This is a genomic window from Blastococcus sp. TBT05-19 (assembly GCF_003319095.1).
Classification (GTDB): Bacteria; Actinomycetota; Actinomycetes; order Mycobacteriales; family Geodermatophilaceae; genus Blastococcus.
Window position 1 is genome coordinate 295,302 of the sequence record NZ_QOHI01000001.1, and the last position, 18,967, is coordinate 314,268.

Annotated in this window: 24 protein-coding genes; 14 read left to right on the forward strand and 10 right to left on the reverse strand. The window is 76.6% G+C overall.

From position 1 onward, the window contains the following. A complete protein-coding gene (locus tag DQ244_RS01400) occupies positions 1-489 on the reverse strand; it encodes a type II toxin-antitoxin system PemK/MazF family toxin (RefSeq protein WP_113809694.1) in 489 nt (162 codons plus the stop codon). A gap of 221 nt (positions 490-710) precedes the next feature. Here DQ244_RS01400 and DQ244_RS19250 point away from each other — a divergent pair, with 221 nt between their 5' ends. Next, positions 711-848, forward strand: a complete 138-nt coding sequence (locus tag DQ244_RS19250) for a hypothetical protein (protein ID WP_158544442.1) — start codon at positions 711-713, stop codon at positions 846-848. Positions 849-900: 52 nt separating this feature from the next. Here DQ244_RS19250 and DQ244_RS01410 read toward each other — a convergent pair whose 3' ends face one another. Then, on the reverse strand, positions 901-1,509 hold the full coding sequence (locus tag DQ244_RS01410) for an MSMEG_1061 family FMN-dependent PPOX-type flavoprotein (RefSeq protein ID WP_113809696.1): 609 nt from the start codon (positions 1,507-1,509) through the stop codon (positions 901-903). A gap of 40 nt (positions 1,510-1,549) precedes the next feature. Here DQ244_RS01410 and DQ244_RS01415 point away from each other — a divergent pair, with 40 nt between their 5' ends. Next, complete coding sequence (locus DQ244_RS01415; protein WP_113809697.1) at positions 1,550-1,939, forward strand: thioesterase family protein; 390 nt, start codon at positions 1,550-1,552, stop codon at positions 1,937-1,939. On the opposite strand, the gene DQ244_RS01420 is transcribed toward DQ244_RS01415, so the two are convergent. From DQ244_RS01420 to DQ244_RS01435, 4 genes are all read right to left on the reverse strand, one after another. Further along, positions 1,926-3,431, reverse strand: coding sequence for a cobyric acid synthase (locus DQ244_RS01420; RefSeq protein ID WP_113809698.1), 1,506 nt, complete (start codon positions 3,429-3,431; stop codon positions 1,926-1,928). The genes DQ244_RS01415 and DQ244_RS01420 overlap by 14 nt on opposite strands. Further along, entirely contained in the window at positions 3,428-4,093 is a 666-nt protein-coding gene (locus tag DQ244_RS01425) for a 1-acyl-sn-glycerol-3-phosphate acyltransferase (RefSeq protein ID WP_113809699.1), read from the reverse strand. Before DQ244_RS01425 ends, DQ244_RS01420 begins: the two co-directional genes overlap by 4 nt. A 98-nt stretch (positions 4,094-4,191) precedes the next feature. Then, complete coding sequence (locus DQ244_RS01430) at positions 4,192-4,881, reverse strand: PAS and ANTAR domain-containing protein (RefSeq protein WP_113809700.1); 690 nt, start codon at positions 4,879-4,881, stop codon at positions 4,192-4,194. 110 nt (positions 4,882-4,991) lie between these two features. After that, positions 4,992-5,960, reverse strand: a complete 969-nt coding sequence (locus DQ244_RS01435) for a cobalamin biosynthesis protein (protein ID WP_233491100.1) — start codon at positions 5,958-5,960, stop codon at positions 4,992-4,994. A 49-nt stretch (positions 5,961-6,009) separates the two neighbouring features. On the opposite strand from DQ244_RS01435, the gene def reads away from it, so the two are divergent. Genes def through DQ244_RS01455 form a run of 4 tightly spaced genes read left to right on the forward strand, consistent with a single transcriptional unit; the run spans position 6,010 to position 8,701 of the window. Further along, the gene (gene def, locus DQ244_RS01440) at positions 6,010-6,567 is read left to right on the forward strand and encodes a peptide deformylase (protein WP_113809702.1); all 558 of its coding nucleotides are present in this window, start codon (positions 6,010-6,012) and stop codon (positions 6,565-6,567) included. 36 nt (positions 6,568-6,603) lie between these two features. Then, on the forward strand, positions 6,604-7,779 hold the full coding sequence (locus DQ244_RS01445; RefSeq protein WP_113809703.1) for a glucose-1-phosphate adenylyltransferase family protein: 1,176 nt from the start codon (positions 6,604-6,606) through the stop codon (positions 7,777-7,779). 40 nt (positions 7,780-7,819) lie between these two features. Then, positions 7,820-8,149: a tetratricopeptide repeat protein gene (locus DQ244_RS01450; RefSeq protein ID WP_113809704.1), complete on the forward strand. Its 330-nt coding sequence runs from the start codon at positions 7,820-7,822 to the stop codon at positions 8,147-8,149. Between the two features lie 30 nt (positions 8,150-8,179). After that, a complete protein-coding gene (locus tag DQ244_RS01455; protein WP_113809705.1) occupies positions 8,180-8,701 on the forward strand; it encodes an FKBP-type peptidyl-prolyl cis-trans isomerase in 522 nt (173 codons plus the stop codon). 296 nt (positions 8,702-8,997) lie between these two features. Here the strand turns inward: DQ244_RS01455 and DQ244_RS01465 are convergent, their stop codons facing one another. Then, complete coding sequence (locus DQ244_RS01465; protein WP_113809707.1) at positions 8,998-9,549, reverse strand: histidine phosphatase family protein; 552 nt, start codon at positions 9,547-9,549, stop codon at positions 8,998-9,000. A gap of 63 nt (positions 9,550-9,612) precedes the next feature. On the opposite strand from DQ244_RS01465, the gene DQ244_RS01470 reads away from it, so the two are divergent. After that, positions 9,613-10,404, forward strand: coding sequence for an oxidoreductase (locus tag DQ244_RS01470; RefSeq protein WP_113809708.1), 792 nt, complete (start codon positions 9,613-9,615; stop codon positions 10,402-10,404). Between the two features lie 4 nt (positions 10,405-10,408). Here the strand turns inward: DQ244_RS01470 and DQ244_RS01475 are convergent, their stop codons facing one another. Beyond that, positions 10,409-10,675, reverse strand: a complete 267-nt coding sequence (locus DQ244_RS01475) for a hypothetical protein (protein ID WP_113809709.1) — start codon at positions 10,673-10,675, stop codon at positions 10,409-10,411. 14 nt (positions 10,676-10,689) lie between these two features. Beyond that, positions 10,690-11,538 (reverse strand): HAD family phosphatase, encoded by an 849-nt coding sequence (locus tag DQ244_RS01480; protein ID WP_113809710.1) that lies wholly within the window; start codon positions 11,536-11,538, stop codon positions 10,690-10,692. A 126-nt stretch (positions 11,539-11,664) separates the two neighbouring features. On the opposite strand from DQ244_RS01480, the gene ssd reads away from it, so the two are divergent. The 7 genes from ssd (at position 11,665) to DQ244_RS01515 (ending at position 16,459) form a co-directional block, all read left to right on the forward strand. Further along, positions 11,665-12,726, forward strand: coding sequence for a septum site-determining protein Ssd (gene ssd / locus DQ244_RS01485; protein WP_113809711.1), 1,062 nt, complete (start codon positions 11,665-11,667; stop codon positions 12,724-12,726). Further along, on the forward strand, positions 12,723-13,862 hold the full coding sequence (locus DQ244_RS01490; protein WP_113809712.1) for a TadA family conjugal transfer-associated ATPase: 1,140 nt from the start codon (positions 12,723-12,725) through the stop codon (positions 13,860-13,862). Before ssd ends, DQ244_RS01490 begins: the two co-directional genes overlap by 4 nt. Next, positions 13,859-14,650, forward strand: a complete 792-nt coding sequence (locus DQ244_RS01495) for a type II secretion system F family protein (RefSeq protein ID WP_113809713.1) — start codon at positions 13,859-13,861, stop codon at positions 14,648-14,650. The genes DQ244_RS01490 and DQ244_RS01495 overlap by 4 nt, the downstream gene beginning before the upstream one ends. Continuing rightward, positions 14,647-15,366, forward strand: a complete 720-nt coding sequence (locus DQ244_RS01500) for a type II secretion system F family protein (protein ID WP_113809714.1) — start codon at positions 14,647-14,649, stop codon at positions 15,364-15,366. Before DQ244_RS01495 ends, DQ244_RS01500 begins: the two co-directional genes overlap by 4 nt. 113 nt (positions 15,367-15,479) lie before the next feature. Further along, positions 15,480-15,719, forward strand: a complete 240-nt coding sequence (locus DQ244_RS01505; RefSeq protein ID WP_113809715.1) for a DUF4244 domain-containing protein — start codon at positions 15,480-15,482, stop codon at positions 15,717-15,719. A gap of 3 nt (positions 15,720-15,722) precedes the next feature. Next, entirely contained in the window at positions 15,723-16,112 is a 390-nt protein-coding gene (locus DQ244_RS01510; RefSeq protein WP_233491101.1) for a TadE family type IV pilus minor pilin, read from the forward strand. Then, positions 16,109-16,459 carry an Rv3654c family TadE-like protein gene (locus DQ244_RS01515; protein WP_113809716.1) on the forward strand — a complete coding sequence of 117 codons (351 nt, stop codon included), beginning with the start codon at positions 16,109-16,111 and terminating at the stop codon, positions 16,457-16,459. The genes DQ244_RS01510 and DQ244_RS01515 overlap by 4 nt, the downstream gene beginning before the upstream one ends. A gap of 5 nt (positions 16,460-16,464) precedes the next feature. On the opposite strand, the gene DQ244_RS01520 is transcribed toward DQ244_RS01515, so the two are convergent. Continuing rightward, on the reverse strand, positions 16,465-18,942 hold the full coding sequence (locus tag DQ244_RS01520; protein ID WP_233491102.1) for a DEAD/DEAH box helicase: 2,478 nt from the start codon (positions 18,940-18,942) through the stop codon (positions 16,465-16,467). Positions 18,943-18,967: the final 25 nt, after the last annotated feature.

An 18,967-nucleotide genomic window follows, 5' to 3' on the forward strand; every position in this document is an offset into this window, starting at 1 on the left:
TCACCAGCCCTGCACCCGCCGCGCCTCGGCGACCACGCGGTCGAACCGGGCCCGGTCGAGCGCGGCGCCCTCCCGCCGCACCGTCGAGGGGTCCAGCAGCAGCAGCCGGTCCAGCCGGACCTCGCTCGGGCGCCCGCGGGAGTCCCAGGCGCCGCTGCCGACCTCGGTCCACACGCGCCCGCGCCGGGCCTCGTCCGCGGCGTCGCGGTCGTGGTCCTGGCTGCTCAGCATCAGGCCCAGGAGCTGCTCGCCGCGGCGGCCGATGACCAGCACCGGGCGGTCCTTGCCCCGGCCGTCGCCCTCGTCGTAGGGCACCCAGGCCCACACGACCTCACCCGGATCGGGCCGGCCGTCGTCCCGCGGGCGGTAGTCGAGATCGGGGGCCGGCGACGCCGCTCGCGGCCGGGGCCGCGGGGAGCTCCGGACGAGCCCCAGCAACCGGCCCGCCGTGCGGGCCATCGACCGACCGAGCCGCCCCGGGTTCGCCATGGGAGGCACGGTACGACGGCCGTCCCGGGTCACACATCCATCACCGGATGTCACACGTGACACATCGACACCAAATGGTCACGCTGAGGGTTGAGAAAGCCGAAAGGGGGGCACCATGGATTCACGGCAGCGCGTGGCGCCGCCAGGAGAAGGGGGTCTCCATGACGTCGGCCGAGCCCGTGCGCCCCGCTGTGCCGCGAGCGCGTGAGGTCAAGGCGAGCGTGCTCGCTGCATTCCAGCTGGTCGAGGACGCCCGCTACCTCGGGCACGACCGCAGACCCCGCCGGGAACGCGTACGCCTGATGGCCGAGCGGGCCGTCCTGGACCGGAAGCTCGCTCGGGACCTCCGCGCCAGCTAGACCCGTCGTCTACCGGGTCGGCGTCCGCCGGGACCGATCAGCCCGGCGGTCCTCAGAGCTCCTCGGCCAGCGCTGCCCGCATCACCACGTCGTCGGTCGTGATCGTGGTGTCCCGGCAGTGCTCGCGCAGGACCGTGCCGAACGAGGGGTAGGTCGAGCGGTCCACCCGGCGCTCCGGGTCCCACAGCCCCGACCGCATGACCGACTTGGGGCACTGGAAGTAGGCCTTCGACACCTGGAGCACCAGGACCGACAGCGGCTTCTTGCCGAACTCGGTGAGGTCGACGTCCAGGTCGTCCGGGCCCACGACGGAGGTCGTGCCGTACACCCGCAGCGTCTCGTCGAAGCCCGGGACGAAGAACATGATCGCCGCCCGCGGGTTGTCGGCCAGGTTGCGCAGGCTGTCGATCCGGTTGTTGCCCAGCCGGTCGGGCAGCGCGAGCCGGTGCTCGTCGAGCACGTGCACGAAACCCGGCGCGCCGCCGCGCGGCGACACCTCGGGCCAGCCGTCCGCCGACGCCGTCGCCAGGGTCGCGAACGGCGAGAGCGCGATGAAGTCTCGGCAGTAGGTGTCGAGGGAGCCGATCTCCTTGTCGAGCACCCGCTGGGACGGCGACCGGTAGGCCTCCAGCGCGTCCGGGCCGGCGGTGTCGGGATCCACGCCCCGACCGTAGTGGGCGCCCCCGCTACCGTTCCTCCTCGTGCCTGAGGTCTGGAGCTCACCCGTCCGCTACGTCGAGTGCGATCAGCAGGGCGTCGTCTTCAACGCCCACTACCTGACGTGGGCCGACGAGGCGTCCAACGGCTGGTGGGCGTCCCTCGGGCTCGACTGGGACGAGCTGGTGGCCCGGGGCGCGGACCCGGTGGTCAAGGCCAGCTCCCTGGAGTGGACCTCGTCCGCCCGCTGGGGCGACACCGTCGCCGTGGATGCCGAGATCGAGAAGGTGGGCCGCACCAGCGTGACGGTGCGCTTCACCGTGCGCGTCGGCGAGCGGGTGTGCTGCGTCGTCCGCAACACCTACGTCTCGGTCGCCGACGGCCGCGCCAACCCGTGGCCGGACGACGTGCGGGCGCGGCTCAGCGAGGGCTGAGGCCCGAGCCCGGGGGCAGCAGCGGCAGGCCGGCCGGCGGCCCGCCCTCGATCAGCCGCCACAGGGCGTCGGTGTCGGCGTGCTCGGCCACCAGGTCGCCCAGGCGGTCGAGCCGCGCCTCGCGCAGCGCCGCGAAGTCGGTGTCCGGCGCGGGCACGAACCGTCGTCCGGTGAGGCGGGCGACCTCGCCGAGGAAGGCCCGCCGGAAGCCGTCGTTCTCCAGTGCGCCGTGCCAGGTGGTGCCGAAGACGGCGCCGGACCGGGCGCCGTCCAGGAAGCGCTCGGCGCCGTCGTCCACGGTGACGGTGCCGTGGTGGATCTCGTAGCCGGCCACCCGCTCACCCAGCGCCGTCCCCACCGGCCGGGCCAGCGTCTTCTCCCGCGCGAACCGGACGTCGGCGGGCAGCAGCCCGAGGCCGGGCACCGTGCCGGCCCGGGACTCGACGTCGTCGGTGATCGTGCGGGCCAGCATCTGGTGCCCACCGCAGATGCCCAGGACCGGGGCGCCCTCGGCGGCGCGGCGGGCGACCGCGTCCGCGAGCCCCGTCGAGCGCAACCAGCCCAGGTCGGCGACGGTCGACCGGGTGCCGGGCAGGACCACCAGGTCGGCGTCGGCGAGCTCCTCGGGGCGGGTGGCGTACCGGACCAGGACGCCGGGCTCGGCGGCCAGCGCGTCGAGGTCGGTGAAGTTCGACAGCCGCGGCACCCGGGCCACCGAGATCCGCAGCACCTCCTCGCCGTGCGGGGGACCGGCCGGCCCGCGGTCGGCGCCGATGCCCAGGGAGTCCTCGACGTCGAGCTCCAGGCCGCCGAGCCAGGGGAGGACGCCGAGCACCGGGCGGCCGGTCAGGGCCGAGATCCGGTCCAGGCCGGGGCGCAGCAGCCGCACGTCACCGCGGAACTTGTTCACCAGGAAGCCCGCGACCAGCCGCTGGTCCTCCGGGGGCATGAGCGCGACCGTGCCGTGCAGGGCGGCGAACACCCCGCCGCGGTCGATGTCGCCGACGACCACCACCGGCAGGTCCGCCGCCGTGGCCAGGCCCATGTTGGCGATGTCGTCGGCGCGCAGGTTGATCTCGGTGGGGGAGCCGGCGCCCTCGCAGACGACGACGTCGAACCGGGAGCGCAGGTCGGCGAGGGAGGCCAGCACCTGCTCCAGCAGCGCCGCCTTCATCGGCCGGTAGGACAGCGCGGTGACGTCGGCGACCGGCCGGCCCAGCAGGACCACCTGGGAGGAGTTCTCGCCGCCGGGCTTGAGCAGCACCGGGTTCATGTGCGCCTCGGGCTCCACCCGCGCCGCCGCGGCCTGCATCACCTGCGCGCGGCCGATCTCGGCGCCGTCGGCGGTGACCATGGAGTTGTTGCTCATGTTCTGCGCCTTGAACGGCGCGACCGACACGCCCTGGCGCACCAGCCAGCGGCAGATGCCCGCCGTCACCACCGACTTGCCGGCGTCGGAGGTGGTGCCGGCGACCAGCAGCGCGCCGCTCACGCCACCTCGCGCGGGGCGTCCCAGCCCGCCTTCTCCTGCCCGGAGAGCTCGGCGATCGCCACCATGATCCGGTCGGTGACCTCGCGGCGGGCGCGGCCGTTCCCGGCCTTGCCGCGGTGCTCGGGGAAGGTCAGCGGAGCGCCGAAGGTGACCGACACCCGCGCCGGCCGGGGCCAGCTGGCGCCGACCGGCTGTGCCCGGTCGGTCCCGGCGACGGCCACCGGGACGACGGGGCAGTCCGCGGTCAGCGCCAGCCAGGCGACGCCGGTCTTCCCGCGGGCGAGCCGCCCGTCGCGGGAGCGGGTGCCCTCGGGGTAGATGCCGAACCCGCCGCCGGACTGCAGCACGCCGAGCGCGGTGTCCAGGGCGGCCTGGGCGGCGCGATGGGTCTCCCGTTCCACGGGCAGGGCGCCCAGCGTGGTGAACAGCGTGCGGGTGAACCACCCGGAGAGGCCCGAGCCGGTGAAGTACTCGGCCTTGGCGAGGTAGCCGACGCGGCGCGGGGCCATCGTCGGGATCACGATGCTGTCGATGAACGACAGGTGGTTGCTGGCGAAGATCACCGGGCCGTCCAGCGGCACGTTCTCCTTGCCGGTCACGGTCGGGCGGAACATCAGCCAGAACAGCGGCCGGAGGACGAACCTCAGGAGGACGTAGAACATCGGGGCTCCCTCCTCGGTGGTCCGTGCGCGGCCCGCCGCACGACTGCCCCGATCCTGCCGGAGAGGAACCGTGGCCTGCGCGGCGGGCCGCGGCGGCGTCAGCCCACCGGCTGCCCGGGCGGGCAGGCGTCCCGCAGGATCGCGCCGAGGTCGTCGGGCAGCCGGGTGCGCCCGGCGGCGGACCCGGTGAGGAGCTGGGCCACGTCGCGGACCTTCCGGTGCGTGTGGCTGGAGATGTGCGCCAGCAGGTCGAAGGCCGCCTGCTCGCCGCAGTTGGTCAGGAGCATCAGGACGCCCTTGGCCTGCTCGATGACCGCCCGGCTGGCCATCGCGGTGCGCATCTGGGCGACCTCCGCCTCGAGGGCGCGCACGGCGTCGGCGCCTTGAGCGCGCGACCCGGTGATGTCGGAGACCTGGCCCTCGACGCCGCACACCGCCCCGGTCGCGTCGCGCACCGGCTCGCCGGTCAGGACGACCGAGCGCTGGGCGCGGGTGGGGTGCAGGACCCGCGTCTCCAGGGCGAACGGCCGGCCGCTGTCGCAGGCGGAGGTGACCGCCTCGATGACCCGCGGGGCGTCGCCCGGGTGGTGGACGGCGAGGAAGGACTCGGTGCCCGGTTCGCGCAGCGGGTCGAGGCCGAGCAGGTCGTGCATCCCGGGGGACCACCACCAGCTCCCGGCGACGGAGTCGTAGCGGTAGCTCGCGGTGGGCGAGGGGACCGCGGCGCCGGAGGTCTGGCGGCCGGCAGCCGGGCGGACGCGGTGGCGGGACAGCGCGGGGGACGACATGGCCGGGCTCCTCGGAGGAGGCGTGCCGTGCGACGGCAGGCAGCTCCCGCCGGCTTCTCGACGGGGGCGACCCCCGGCCCCGTGGGACCGGTCGCTCCGATGCGCGGACCCTACGTCCGGGAACTGGGGCGCGCAGCATCTGCCGGGCGGGACGTCGCGGCGACCGCCAGGGCGCCCGCGAGGACCCAGACCCACCGCGACAACCGGACGGCGCGGACGACGTCCGCGCGGGCGGGCGCCGGCCCGTCGCCGAGGGGAGGACGGTCCTCGACCCGGCCGCCGTAGACGTTGCGGCCCCCCAGCCGGATGCCGAGCGCGCCGGCCAGCGCGGCCTCGCACCGGCCGGCGTTCGGGCTCGGGTGCGCGGCGCCGTCCCGTCGCCACGTCCGCCAGGCGCCGGCCGCCGAGCCGCCGGCCAGCGGGGCGACCGCGACGGTGAGCGCCGCCGTCAGCCGGGCCGGCACCCAGTTGGCGACGTCGTCGGCGCGCGCGGCGGCCCAGCCGAACCGTGCGTAGCGGGCCGACCGGTACCCGACCATCGCGTCGAGGGTGTTCACCGCGCGGTAGCCGAGCAATCCGGGCAGCCCGGCGACCGCGCCCCAGAACAGCGGTGCGACGGCGGCATCGGAGGTGTTCTCGGCGACCGACTCGACGGTGGCCCGCACGAGTCCGGCCTCGTCCAGCGTGCTCGGGTCGCGCCCGGCGAGGCTGGGCAGGACCGCCCGGGCGGCGGCCAGGTCCCCGGCCGCGAGCGCCTCGTGCATCCGGTCGGCCGCCTGGCCCAGCGACGTGCCGCCGAGCACGGCCCAGGTCGCCGCCGCGGTGAGGGCGGTGCGCAGCGCGGGGCGACCCCGGGTGGCGCGGTCGGCCGCCGTCCCTCCCGCCACCGTCCCCCCGACGAGGACCAGCCAGAAGACCGCACCGGCCGGGCGCGAGTCCTGCCAGAGCCGGCGCTCCAGTGCCGCGGCCGCCGTCCCGAAGCCCGCGACCGGGTGGTGCGACCGCGGATCGGCGAGGAGCAGGTCGGCGAGCACGCCGACGGCCAGGCCGGCGGCGGTGCCGGGGACGGGACGGCGCACCCCGTCATCCTGCCAAGCCCCCCGGGGCCGGTCCCTAGGATCTGCGGGCATGCGTCTGTTCGGCCGTTACGACGGCGTCGCCCGGCCGATCGTCACCTACGGCAGCAACCCGGTCCTGCACCGGCGCTGCGCCGAGGTCACCGCCTTCGACGACGGGCTGCGCCGGCTGGTCCTCGACATGTTCGCCAGCATGGAGGCCGCCGACGGCGTGGGGCTCGCGGCCAACCAGATCGGCGTCGACGCGCGGGTGTTCGTCATCGACTGCCCGGACGCCGCCGGCGAGGACGTCGTCGGCTACGTGGTGAACCCGGTGCTGACCGTCCTCGACCCGGTGGGCGACGACCCCGCGGAGGAGGTCACGGAGGAGGGCTGCCTCTCGGTGCCCGGTCCCTACGCCGAGCTGCCGCGCGCGTTCCGGGCGCGGGTCGACGGCGTGGACCTGCAGGGCGGCCCGATGTCGATCGAGGCCACCGGCATGGCCGCCCGCTGCCTGCAGCACGAGGTCGACCACCTCGACGGCACCGTCTACGTCGACCGGCTCCCCGCCGACCTGCGCGAGAAGCTGCTCGCCGAGGCCGCCGGCCCCGGCGGAGATCTGCCCGCCTGAGGGTGTGGCCCGCCGGGGGCGGGTAGCGGGGGAGCCATGGCGCTCCCGAAGGTCCTCGTGCTCGTGCTCGCCGGTGGCAAGGGCAAGCGGCTGGAACTGCTCACCGAGCAGCGGGCCAAGCCCGCCGTCCCGTTCGCCGGCGTCTACCGGCTGATCGACTTCCCGCTGTCGAACTGCCAGCACTCCTCGATCGCCGACGTGTGGGTGTCGGAGCAGTACCAGCCGCAGTCGGTCAACGAGCACCTCGCCAACGGCCGGCCGTGGGACCTCGACCGCACCACCGGCGGGCTGATGATGCTTCCGCCGTTCCAGGGCAGCGAGCGCGGCGGCTTCACCGAGGGCACGGCCGACGGCCTGTGGCGGCAGAGCGAGCTCATCCGCCAGTTCGCCCCCGACGCGCTCGTCGTCGTCAGCGCCGACGCCGTCTACAAGCTGGACTACCGCGACGTCGTCGACGCCCACCTGGGCTCCGGCGCCGAGGTGACGATGGTGACCACGGAGGTCGAGGCCGATGACGCCGCCCGCTACGGCATCGTCGAGGTCGACGGCGACCGGGTGACCGGCTACGCCTACAAGCCCGACGAGCCGGCGACGACGACGGCGACCAACGAGGTGTTCGTCTTCGCGCCCGGGCCCACGCTGGACCGGCTGGAGGCGCTCAGCCGCGACGTCGGCGAGGACGGCCTGGAGGACCTCGGCGACCACCTGCTGCCGGCCCAGACCCAGGAGGGCCTGGCTCGCGCCCATCCGCTGAACGGCTACTGGCGCGACGTCGGCACCATCGAGTCCTACTGGCGCACGCACCGCGAGTTCCTCGACGAGGAGCCGCCGCTGGACCTCGACGACCCGCAGTGGCCGGTGCACACCCGCGGTGGGCGGCACAGCGCCGCCCGCGTGCTGGACGACGGGCAGATCGAGAACAGCCTGCTCTCCGGTGGCACCCGGGTGTCGGGCAACGTACGTGGGTCGGTGCTCTCCCCGGGCGTAGTCGTCGAGCGGGGGGCGACGGTCCTCGACTCGGTGCTGCTGCCCGGCGTGCGGGTGCGGGCGGGGGCCACGGTGACCCGCGCGGTGCTGGACGACGGCGTGGACGTCGGCCCCGGAGCCTCGGTGGGTGGCGACGGTGAGATCGCGCTGGTCGGCCGGCGTGCGCGGATCGCGGAGGGGACCGAGCTCGCCGCGGGCGCGAGGTATCCCGAGCCGGAGGACTGAGCCCGGGAAGCCCGCGCGGGTCCGCTGCGTTGCAGGCGCCATGACGCAGCCGTTCGAGCTCGACATGCACTCGGAGTTCCTCCGGGCGGACCTGTTCTTCAGCATGGGCCAGCCCGTCGAGGCCGCCCGCATCCTGCAGACGGTCGTCGACGCCGAGCCGCGCAACGAGGCGGCGCTGGAGCTGCTGGCTCGCGCGTACTACGGGTCGGCGCAACTGGTGCGGGCCGAGGAGTCGCTCACCCGGCTGGTCGAGCTCGCGCCGTCCAACGGCTGGGCCCGGCGGGCGCTGGCCCGCACCCTGGAGCGGCTGAGCCGCCCGGACGAGGCCGTGGCGCACCACCGGATGGCCGACGCGCTCGGGGCCGCCTGACCTCTGCCGGGCCTCTGGGACGATGGGCCCATGACCCGCCGCACCGTGCCCGGGGCGCTCCTCGCGCTCTCCCTGCTCCTCCCGCTCAGCGCCTGTGGGGAGGGCGAGGGCTCGTCCTCCGGCTCCGGCTCTGGCTCGGGCTCGGCGAGCTCGTCGGGCGAGATCACCACCGACCTCCAGACGGCGCCGGAGGTCCCGGCGTCGGACGAGGAGCCGCCCACGGAGCTGGTGATCGAGGACGTCGTGGTCGGGGACGGCGCCGAGGCCGAGGTGGGCAGCACGGTGGCGGTGAAGTACGTCGGCGCGTTCTACGAGACCGGCGAGGAGTTCGACTCCTCGTGGAGCCGGGGGAACGACGAGACGCTGCCCGTGCAGCTCGGTTCCGGCATGGTCATCGAGGGCTTCGACCAGGGCATCACCGGGATGAAGGAGGGCGGCCGGCGCTCGGTCACCATCCCCAGCGAGCTCGGCTACGGCCCGCGCGGCCAGGGCCCCATCCCGGGCGACGCCACCCTCGTGTTCGTCATCGACCTGGTCGAGGTCGGCAGCTGACCTGTGCTGGCTGAGCGGCAGCGCGGAGGACCGCACCGTCACGGCACGCCGCGCTGCACCCGGCCGGCCGGGTGGTCCCCGTGATCAGGGGCACACAGTTCCCATGAGCATCCTCGGACGACTGATGGGCACGGCGGAGAGCACCGCACGGAACGCAGCGAGGGGCGGCCGCGGGGTCGCCCGCCCGGGCCGGGCGGTACCGCGCGGCGGCATGCGACGGGGCCGCGGCGTTCCTGCGCCGGCGGCCGGCGGCCTGGGCCGCATCGTCGGCGGGCTGCTGCGCCGCCGCTGACGCCTCAGTCGCAGATCTCCAGGCGGGTCACCGATCCGTTGTGCGGCGTGACCGCGGGCATGGCGTCGGCGCCGAGCCCGGCGACCACGGCCTGCGCGGCGCGGATCGTGTCGCCGTGGGTGACCAGCGCGACCACGTCGGCCGGGGGGTCGGCGCAGAGCTGACCGAGGAACGCCGCCACCCGGGCGTGCAGCTCGGCCAGGCTCTCGCCGCCCTCGGCCGCCCAGGACGGGTCGGTCCAGTCGACGACGTCCCACAGCTCCCGGGACGGGCGGCCCTCCAGCACGCCGTACCCCTGCTCCCGCAGCGCGGGTGTCGTAGCGATCGGCAGACCGGTCGCCCGGGCGCAGTGCTCGGCGGTCTGCACGGCGCGCAGCAGGTCGCTGGAGATGAGGACGCCGGGCGCCAGCCCGGCCAGCTCGGCGGCGGCGAGCTCGGCCTGGGAGTGGCCGAAGGCGGTGAGCGGCACGTGTGCCGTCTGCCCCTGCATGAGGCCCTGCGCGTTCCACTCGCTCTGCCCGTGGCGGACCAGGAGCAACGTGATGGGGGAGGCCATGGCAGGAGGCACTGTAGGACAGGGCCCTGACGCCGGGCAGCGGGCGCCTCGTACCGTCGTCGCGTGAGCATCCCCGTCCGTCCCGGCGCCGCCCGTCCCGCCGCCCGCCCGGCCACGCCGGACCCGCTGGCCCCGCTGCTGGACCTCCCCGGTGTGCGCGACGCCGCCCACGACGCCCGGCACGGCGTGGACCGGCTGCTGGGTCACAAGGTGCTGCGGCGCGAGTCGGCCGGGGTGAGCATCGAGTCGGCGCTCCGCGGGGCGCGCGCCTCCGCGGCCCTGGACGGGGTCGACGTCCCCCTGGGCGAGCTGCGCGCCGGTTCGGTGACCGACCCGGTCGTGCAGGGGGCGCTGCGGGTCTCGGCCGGCCTGGGCTCGATGATGGAGACCTGGCCCAAGGCGCCGGGGCAGGTGCTCGCCCGGCTGCACGTGCTGGCCGCCGCCGACCTCGCCGACCCGGCCGCGCTCGGCCGCCCCGGTGCGCACGCCGGGCCGCGGCTGTCGGGACTGTTCTCGCTGGTCACCGGCACCTCGACCGCCGTCCCGGCCGTGATCGTGGCCGCCCTCGTGCACGGCGAGATCGCCGCGCTGGCGCCCTTCGGCGTGGCCGACGGCGTCGTCGCGCGGGCCGCCGCCCGGCTCACCCTCATCACCCGCGGGCTGGACCCGAAGGCGGTCTCGGTTCCGGAGGTCGGGTTCACCCACCTCGGTCGCGAGGCCTACGACGAGGCGCTCGCCGGCTACGCGGCGGGGACGCCCGAGGGCCTGGCCGCGTGGCTGGTGCACTGCTGCCGGGCCACCGAGCACGGCGCCCTCGAGGGCCTGGCGATCTGCGAGAGCAAGCTCCGCGGCTGACCCGTCAGTGCGGCGCCAGGCCCAGGCCAAGGACGGCCACCACGGTCACCGCGACAGCGCCGAGCGCCGCGGCGGGCAGCCACGCGCCGGTCGCCGCGCCTCCGCCGACAGCAGCGAGGCCGGCGAGCCACGGCCCGCCGCGGGAGAGGAAGAGACCGGCCCGCTGCACGGCCGCGGAACGGGAGTCGCTGACGCGGGCGCTGTGGCCGAACAGCGCCGCGGCGGCGCAGACGGCCAGCACGGCGAGCCACGCCGCGACGACGGTGAGCACGTCGGGGGAAGGGTTCAGGCGCCGCGGCGGCGACGGCGGCCGGGAACCGGCGCCGGACCGGCGGGACCCAGCAGACCGGCGCGTGTCGCGCGGTGCCGGGCGTACCAGGCCAGCCCGACGACGGCGGCACCGACGCCCATCGCCGCACCGGTGACCACCGGCGTGGAGGGCGTGGAGAAGCGGGACCGGATGCTCACCGGGCGCTCGAAGCGCAGCACCGGCCAGCCCCGCTGCAGGGCGGCCTTGCGCAGCCCCCGGTCGGGGTTTACGGCGGTGGGGTGGCCGACGACGGCCAGCAGCGGCAGATCGGTGACGGAGTCGCTGTAGGCGTAGCAGTCGGCGAGGTCGTAGCCGCCCTCGGCGGCCAGCCGGCGCACGGCCTCGGCCTTGTTCTCGCCGTAGGCGTAGAACTCGATGTCGCCGGTGTACCGGCCGTCCTCGACGACCAGCCGGGTGGCGACGACGCGGTCGACGCCGAGCATCTCGCCGATCGGCTCGACCATCTCGGCTCCGCTGCTGGAGACGATGACGATCTCGCGGCCGGCGGCCCGGTGCTCCTCGATGAGGTCGGCGGCCTCGGCGTAGACCAGCGGCTCGACGATCTCGTGCAGCGTCTCTCGGACGATCTCGTGCACGACGGCGGCGTTCCAGCCGGTGACCATGGCGGTGAGCTGCGCGCGCAGCCGCTCCATCTGCTGCTCGTCGGCGCCCGCGAGGGAGAAGACGAACTGGGCGTACGCGGACTTGAGGACGGCGCGGCGGTTGATCAGCCCGCCCTGGAAGAAGGGGCGGCCGAACGCGAGCGCGCTGGACTTGGCGATGACCGTCTTGTCCAGGTCGAAGAACGCAGCTGAGCGCGTCACAGCAGTCACGGTAGCTGGATCGGCAGGCCGGCGATCTTTCTGGACCGCTTTCCACACCCGACGGGGTGATCCACAGTTGCGCCGCGGCCGTGGCGGTGCTCGGTCGTCCCGCGGTGGGCTCGGGAAGTGCTCTCACCACCGCCGTCCCGCCCGCTGGTCGTCAGCTCCGACGAGGACCTGCTCGACGACCTGCTGAGGGTGCTGGCGGCGGCCGGCACCGAGGCCGAGCGCGCCGCCGGTGGCCCGGCGCTGCGGCGGGCCTACCGGGACGCGCCGCTGGTCCTCGTCGGTGCCGATGCGCTGGCCACCGGCGTGCTGCGGGCGCTGCCGCGCCGCCCGGGGGTCGTCGTCGTCACCGCCGGGGAGCTGCCGGCCGCCGAGTGGGCCGCCGCCGTCGAGGTGGGCGCCGAGCGGGTGGCCGTGCTGCCGGCCGACGAGTCGTGGCTTCTGGCCCGCTCCGCTGCGGCGGTCCGCACGCCCGTCGCGCGCGGGCCGCTGGTGGCCGTCGGCGCCGCGTGCGGTGGGGCGGGTGCCAGCACCGTGGCCGGCGCGGTGGCGCTGGCCGCCTCCGACGGCGCCGTGCTGGTCGACGCCGACGTGTGGGGCGGCGGGCTGGACCTGCTGGTCGGTGCCGAGCGGGCCGAAGGGCTGCGCTGGCCGGATCTGCTCGGGCTGCGCGGGCGCGTGGCGGGGGAGGCGCTGCTCGCCGCCCTGCCCGAGGTGGCGGGGGTGCACCTGCTCACCGCGGACCGCGAGCACCCCGCACCCGTGCCCGCCGAGGCGCTCACCGCGGTCGTGGACGCCGCCCGCGGCACCGGGCGTCCGGTCGTCGTCGACCTCCCGCGGCCGGGGCCCGAGGGCCCAGGGGAGGGCACCCGCACGGTGCTGGCCGACGCCGATCTCGCGCTGCTGGTGGTGCCGGCCCGCCTGCGCGCGGCGTCCGCGGCGCGGCTGCTGGTCACCGCGGGCGGGACGCCCTGGTCGGCGGCCCGGCTGGTCGTGCGGACCTTCCCCGGTGGCCTCGGTCCCGACGACGTCGCGGAGGTGGTCGGCTGCCCGGTGGTGGGGGAGCTCCCGCACGACCGGGCGGTGATGGTGCGGGGAGAACGCGGGCAGCCACCGGGAACGGGACCGCGGTCGGTCCTGGGGGCGCTGGCGCGCCGGGTGCTCGACGAGGTCGCCGGGTGAGCGCGCCCTCGCTGCTCGACCGGGTGCGGGCCCGGCTCGCCGTCGAGGAGGGATCCCTCTCCCGGGCGGGGGTCGCGGCGCTGGTGCGCGAGGAAGCCGGTGGTCTGCTCGGGGACGCCGACGTGCTGCTGGCCGTGCGCGACGCGGTCGACGAGCTCGCCGGTGCCGGGCCGCTCGAGGCGCTGCTGCGGCTGCCCGGCGTGACCGACGTCCTCGTCAACGGCCCGGACCAGGTGTGGGTCGACCGCGGAGCCGGGCTCGAACGGGTGCCGGACGTCGGCTTCCCCGACGACGAGGCGGTGCGCCGGCTGGCGGTCCGGCTGGCCGGCTCCGCGGGGCGCCGGCTCGACGACGCCGCCCCGTGGGTCGACGTCGGGCTCCCGGACGGGACCCGGCTGCACGCGGTCCTGCCGCCGGTCTCCGGTGGAGGGACCTGCCTCTCGCTGCGCGTGCTCCGGCGCTGCTCGCGGTCGCTCGCCGAGCTGGAGGAGCACGGCACGCTGCCCGGCGGGAGCGGAGCGCTGCTGCGGGCCGTGGTCGATCGCCGGCTCGCCTTCCTGGTCACCGGGGGCACCGGCTCGGGCAAGACGACGTTGCTGTCGGCGCTGCTCGGCGAGGTCGGTCCGGGCGAGCGGTTGCTGCTGTGCGAGGACGCCGCCGAGCTGACCCCTCAGCACCCGCATGTGGTGCGGCTGCTGACCCGGCCGGCCAACGTCGAGGGCGCGGGCGCGGTGGGCCTGCGCGACCTGGTGCGGCAGGCCCTGCGCATGCGGCCCGACCGGCTGGTGGTGGGCGAGGTGCGCGGCGCGGAGGTGGTCGACCTCCTCGCCGCGCTCAACACCGGGCACGACGGCGGGTGCGGCACGCTGCACGCCAACCGCTCGTCGGAGGTGCCCGCCCGGCTGGAGGCGCTCGGGGTGGCCGCCGGCCTGGGCCGGGCAGCGGTGCACAGCCAGGCCGCCGCGGCCCTCGACGTGGTCGTGCACCTGCGCCGGGGGCCGACCGGACGGCGGGTGGAGGAGATCGGGCTGCTGCGCCGCCGGGGCGACCCCGTGGTCGTGGAGCCGGGTTGGCGGGCCGACGGGAGCCCGTGCCCGGCGGCCGACGCCCTCATGCGCCTGCTGGCCGGTCCGTGACCCCGGCACTGCTGGCGGTGGCCGGAGCGGTCCTGCTGTGGCCGGACGGTCGCACGGTCCTCCGCCGGCGGATGCGGCGCGTGGTGCCCGGTCCTGACCGTCCGGAGACGCGGTCGGTGCCGTTGCCGGTCGCTGCCGCGGCGCTCGCCGGAGGCGCGGCGGCGCTGCTGAGCACCGGCCTCGTGGCGCTGCTGGCCGCCGGCTGCGCGGCCCTCGCGGCGAGCGGGTGGCGGACCCGCCGCGCGGCCGCGGTCGCCGACGCCCGGCTGCTCACCCTCACCGAGGTCCTGGCTGCGCTCGCCGCCGAGCTGCGGGCGGGCCGGACGCTGGAGGAAGCGGTGCGCGGTGCGGTCGCCGACTGCTCGGACCGGGCCGTCGCCGATGCGCTGGTCCGGGCCGTCCGCGTCCCGGGAACGGCCGTCGACGGGATCGAGGCCCCCGCCGACGGGATGGCGGCGGCGCTGGACCGGCTGTCGGCGGCGGTCGCGTTGAGCGCCCGCACCGGCTGCTCCCTGGCCGCCGTCGTGTCGGCGGTCGAGGACGACCTGCGCGCCCGGCAACGGCGTCGCCGGGAGCTCCTGGTGGCCACGGCCGGACCGCGGGCCAGCGCACGCCTGCTGGCCGGGCTGCCGCTGCTGGGGCTGGCGATGGGCAGCGGGGTCGGCGCGGACCCGTGGCAGGTGCTCACCGGCACCGGCACCGGGCAGGTGCTGCTGGTGGTCGGGGTCGTGCTCGAGGCCGCCGGGATCGCCTGGACCGGCCGGCTGGTCCGCAGGATCGGGCGATGAGCGCGGCGCTGCCGGTGCTGCTGCTCGCCGTCGCCGTGGTGGTGTGGGTGCCGGGCTCCGTCGTCGTGCGGGCGCGGGTCCACGGCCTAGCCCGCTCCCGCGAGCCCGCCGTCCCCGGAAGCGCCGGTCCTCGTCGGCGGTGGCTGCTGGCCGGGGCGGCGGGGCTCGCGGCCGGCCTCCTGCTCGGTGGCGCGGCGGGCGCGAGCGCCGCCGTCGTCGTCACCGTGGCGGGGGAGCGGCTGCTGCGGGCGGCCACCCCCGACGAGGCCGCCGCGGAGCGGGCGGACCTGCTGCGGGAGCTGCCCGCCGCGTGCGAGCTCCTGGCCGCCTGCCTGACCGCCGGTCTGCCGGTCGCCGGAGCGCTGTCCGCGGTGGCCGGCGCGGTGCCCGGCCCGCTCGGACGGCGATTGCGCGGCGTGGCCGGGCTGCACCGGATGGGGGCGGAACTCCGCCGGGCGTGGGCGGACCAGCCGGCCGAGCTCGCCGGTCTCGCCCGCGCGCTCGTACGGGCGGGGGAGTCAGGCGCCGCCGCGGTGCCGGCGCTGCGGGCGCTGGCGGAGGAGACGCGCTCGGCGGCCCGGGCGCAGGCGCAGGCAGAGGTCCAGCGGGCCGGGGTGTGGGTGCTGGCGCCGCTCGGGCTCTGCTTCCTCCCCGCCTTCGTCTGCCTCGGTGTCGTGCCGCTCGTCCTCGGCATCGCCGGCGACGTCCTCGGGTGAGGCGTCCACAGCCTGCGGCCCGCTCCACAGATGCCGCCCAGCCCTGGGACCCGGCCAGCTCCGCGCCGAGGCTCGGTGCACCGCCCCACCGGGGCCCGATCGAGGAGGACTCCATGACCGCAGACCCGACCGTTCCCGACACCGACCCGGCCGAGCCCGAGCACGCACCCCCGACCGGCCGGTGGGCGCGGCTGCGGGCCGCGGGAGAGGCGGGCATGAGCACCGCGGAGTACGCCGTCGGCACGGTGGCGGCGTGCGCCTTCGCCGCCGTGCTCTACCGGGTCGTCTCCGGCGACTCCATCGTCACCGGGCTGACCGACCTGGTCGACCGGGCGCTCGCGACGCTGTCCTGAGCCGTGGGCCGTCGAGCGGGGCACCGCCCCTCGGTGCGGCGCGGCGAGGCCGGGATGGTCACCGCCGAGACCGCGGTCGTCCTGCCCGTCCTGATGCTGGTGCTCGTCGGCGCGGTCGCGGCCGTGACGGTGGTGGGCGCCCAGCTCCGCTGCGTCGACGCCGCCCGGGAGGGGGCCCGGGCGGCGGCACGCGGCGAGGAGGTGGCGACGGTCGTCGACCGGGCCGGGCGCGCGGCCCCGGCGGGTGCCCGCACGGAGGTCACGAGCACCGACGGCGACGTCTGGGTGACGGTGACGGCCGACATCTCGCCGCTGGGACCGCTGCCCTGGCGGATCACGGTCGAGGCCGACGCGGTGGCCGCGCGCGAGCCGGGGGCGGTGCCGGGCGGATGAGGAGCGAGCGGGGATCGGCGACGGTGTGGGTGCTCGCCCTGTCGGTTGTGCTGGTCACGGTCGCCGCGGCGGCGGTCGTGGTCGGCCTCGCCGTGGTCGCCCGGCACCGTGCGGGCACGGCCGCGGACCTGGCCGCGCTGGCGGCGGCGGGGCGCGCGGTCGTCGGCGATCCGGAACCGTGCGCCACCGCGGCGGAGATCGCCGGAGCCAACGGCGCCGAGCTGACCCGCTGCCGCGTGGAGCCCGGATCGGTCGTCGCCGTGGAGGTCCGCGTCGCCGTTCCGCTGGGGCGGCTGGGCGAGCACGAGGCCGTCGGCCTGGCCCGGGCCGGACCGGTTCCGCCGTGAGCGGCTCAGAAGACCAGCTCGTCCTCGTCCTCGTCGACGTCGGCGGTTTCCGCGTCCGGGGCAGCGGGGGCGTCCTCGATCTCGGCGACCACGTTCGGCCCGGCCGCCTCGGCGGCGGCGAGCTCGTCCAGGACGACGTCGAGCACCCGCACGGCGCCGGCCTTGTCCAGCGGGTCGTTGCCGTTGCCGCACTTGGGCGACTGCACGCACGACGGGCACCCGCTCTCGCACTCGCAGCTGGCCACCGTCGCCCGGGTCGCCTGCAGCCACCGGCGGAGTGCGGCGTACCCGCGCTCGGAGAAGCCGGCCCCGCCTGGGTGCCCGTCGTAGACGAAGATCGCCGCCGTCCCGGTGTCGGGGTGCACCGCGGTCGAGAGCCCGCCGAGGTCCCAGCGGTCGCAGGTGGCCAGCAGCGGCAGGATGCCGATCGCCGCGTGCTCGGCGGCGTGCAGCGAGCCGGGGAGCTCCGCGTCGCCCACGTCGGCCCGCTGGACCGCGCGGGAGTCCAGGGTCAGCCACACGGCCTTGGTGCGCAGCTGGCGCGGCGGCAGGTCGAGCGGGAACTCGGCCAGCACCTCGCCGGAGCCCAGCCGCCGCCGCTGGTAGGCGACGACCTGGTTGGTCACGTCGACCACCCCGGTGTGCGCGGTGACGGCGCCCAGGCCGCGGGTCTGCTCGATCGAGACGATCGCGAGGTCGGTGATGTCGCGCGCCACCGTCGTCCAGTCGGGGCTGTCGGGGTGCACGACGGCGCAGGCGTCCTCGACGTCGAACTCGTCGACGACGAAGGTGTCCCCGCGGTGCACGTAGAGGGCGCCCTCGTGCACGGTCGAGTGCGCGGCCCCGCCGTCGACGGTGCCCAGCAGCCGGCCGGTGTCGGCCTCGATGATCGCCACCGGCTCGTCGCCGCTGCCGCGGATGTCCACGTCGGGCCGGCCCCGCCCGGCCCAGTACCAGCCGGTCGGGCGCCGGCGCAGCTGCCCGGCGGCCACCAGCTCCTCGATCTGCGCCTCGGCCACCGGTCCGCCGAAGTCGGCCAGGTCGGCAGGGACCAGCGGCATCTCGGCGGCGGCGCAGCACAGCTGGGGGCCCAGCACGTACGGGTTCGCCGGATCGGTGACCGTGGCCTCGATCGGGCGGCCGAACACCGCCCGCGGGTGGTGGGCGAGGTAGTGGTCCAGCGGGTCGTCGCGGGCGACGAAGACGACCAGGGACTCCCGCTGCGCCCGCCCGGCCCGGCCGGCCTGCTGCCACAGCGAGGCCAGCGTGCCCGGGTAGCCGGCGAGGACCACGGCGTCGAGACCGGCGATGTCGATGCCCAGCTCGAGCGCGTTGGTGGTGGCCACGCCGAGCAGGGCGCCCGACGACAGCGCCCGCTCCAGCTCGCGGCGCTCCTCGGGCAGGTAGCCGCCCCGGTAGGAGTCCACCCGGCGGGCCAGGTCGCCCCGGCCACGGTCGGCCAGCAACCGGCGGGCCTGGTCGGCGACCGACTCCGCGCTGCGGCGCGAGCGGACGAACGCCAGCGTGCGGGCGCCCCGCTCCACCAGGTCGGCGAGCAGCCCGGCGGCGTCGGCGGCGGCCGAGCGGCGCAGCGGCGCCCCGTGCTCACCGGTCCGCTCGGTCAGCGGCGGCTCCCACAGCGCGAAGGTGGCGCCCGGGCGCGGCGACCCGTCCTCGGTGACGGCGACGACGTCCTCGCCGACCAGCCGGGTGGCGGCCGCGGCAGGGTCGGCGACGGTGGCCGAGGCCAGGACGAACACCGGCTCGGCGCCGTAGCGGCGGCAGATCCGCCGCAGCCGGCGCAGCACGTGGCCGACGTGCGAGCCGAAGACCCCGCGGTAGGCGTGGCACTCGTCGATCACGACGTAGGCGACCCGGCGCAGCGTGCTCGACCAGCGCTGGTGGGCCGGCAGGATCCCGCGGTGCAGCATGTCGGGGTTGGTGACGATCCAGCGCGAGTGCCGCCGGACCCAGTCGCGCTCCTCGGCCGGGGTGTCGCCGTCGTAGGCGGCCGGCCGCACCGAGGGATCGGCCAGCTCGGCGACCGAGGCGAGCTGGTCGCGGGCCAGCGCTTTGGTCGGTGCCAGGTAGAGCACGCAGGCGCGCGGGTCCTCGGCCAGCCTCGTCAGCGCCGGGAGCTGGTAGGCCAGCGACTTCCCCGACGCCGTCCCGGTGGCGACGACGACGTGCCGCCCCTCGCGGGCGGTCTGCGCCGCGGCGATCTGGTGGGAGTACGGGGCGCGGACGCCGCGGGCGACCAGGCGCTCGCGCAGCCCGTCCTCGACCCACTCCGGCCAGCCGGCGGTGCGGCTCTCGCGCACCGGCAGGTGGTGCACGTGGGTGACCGGCTGCTCGTCCTCCGCCGCTCCCGCGAGCAGGGCCTCCAGCAGCTCCCCGCCGGGCGGGACCGCGATCGCGCCGCCCTCGGACCGGTCGTCCGTGCCGGGAGGGGGAGCCGACCGGACCGGGTGGAGCGTGGTCACCTCCCCACTGTCACACCCCCGCGCA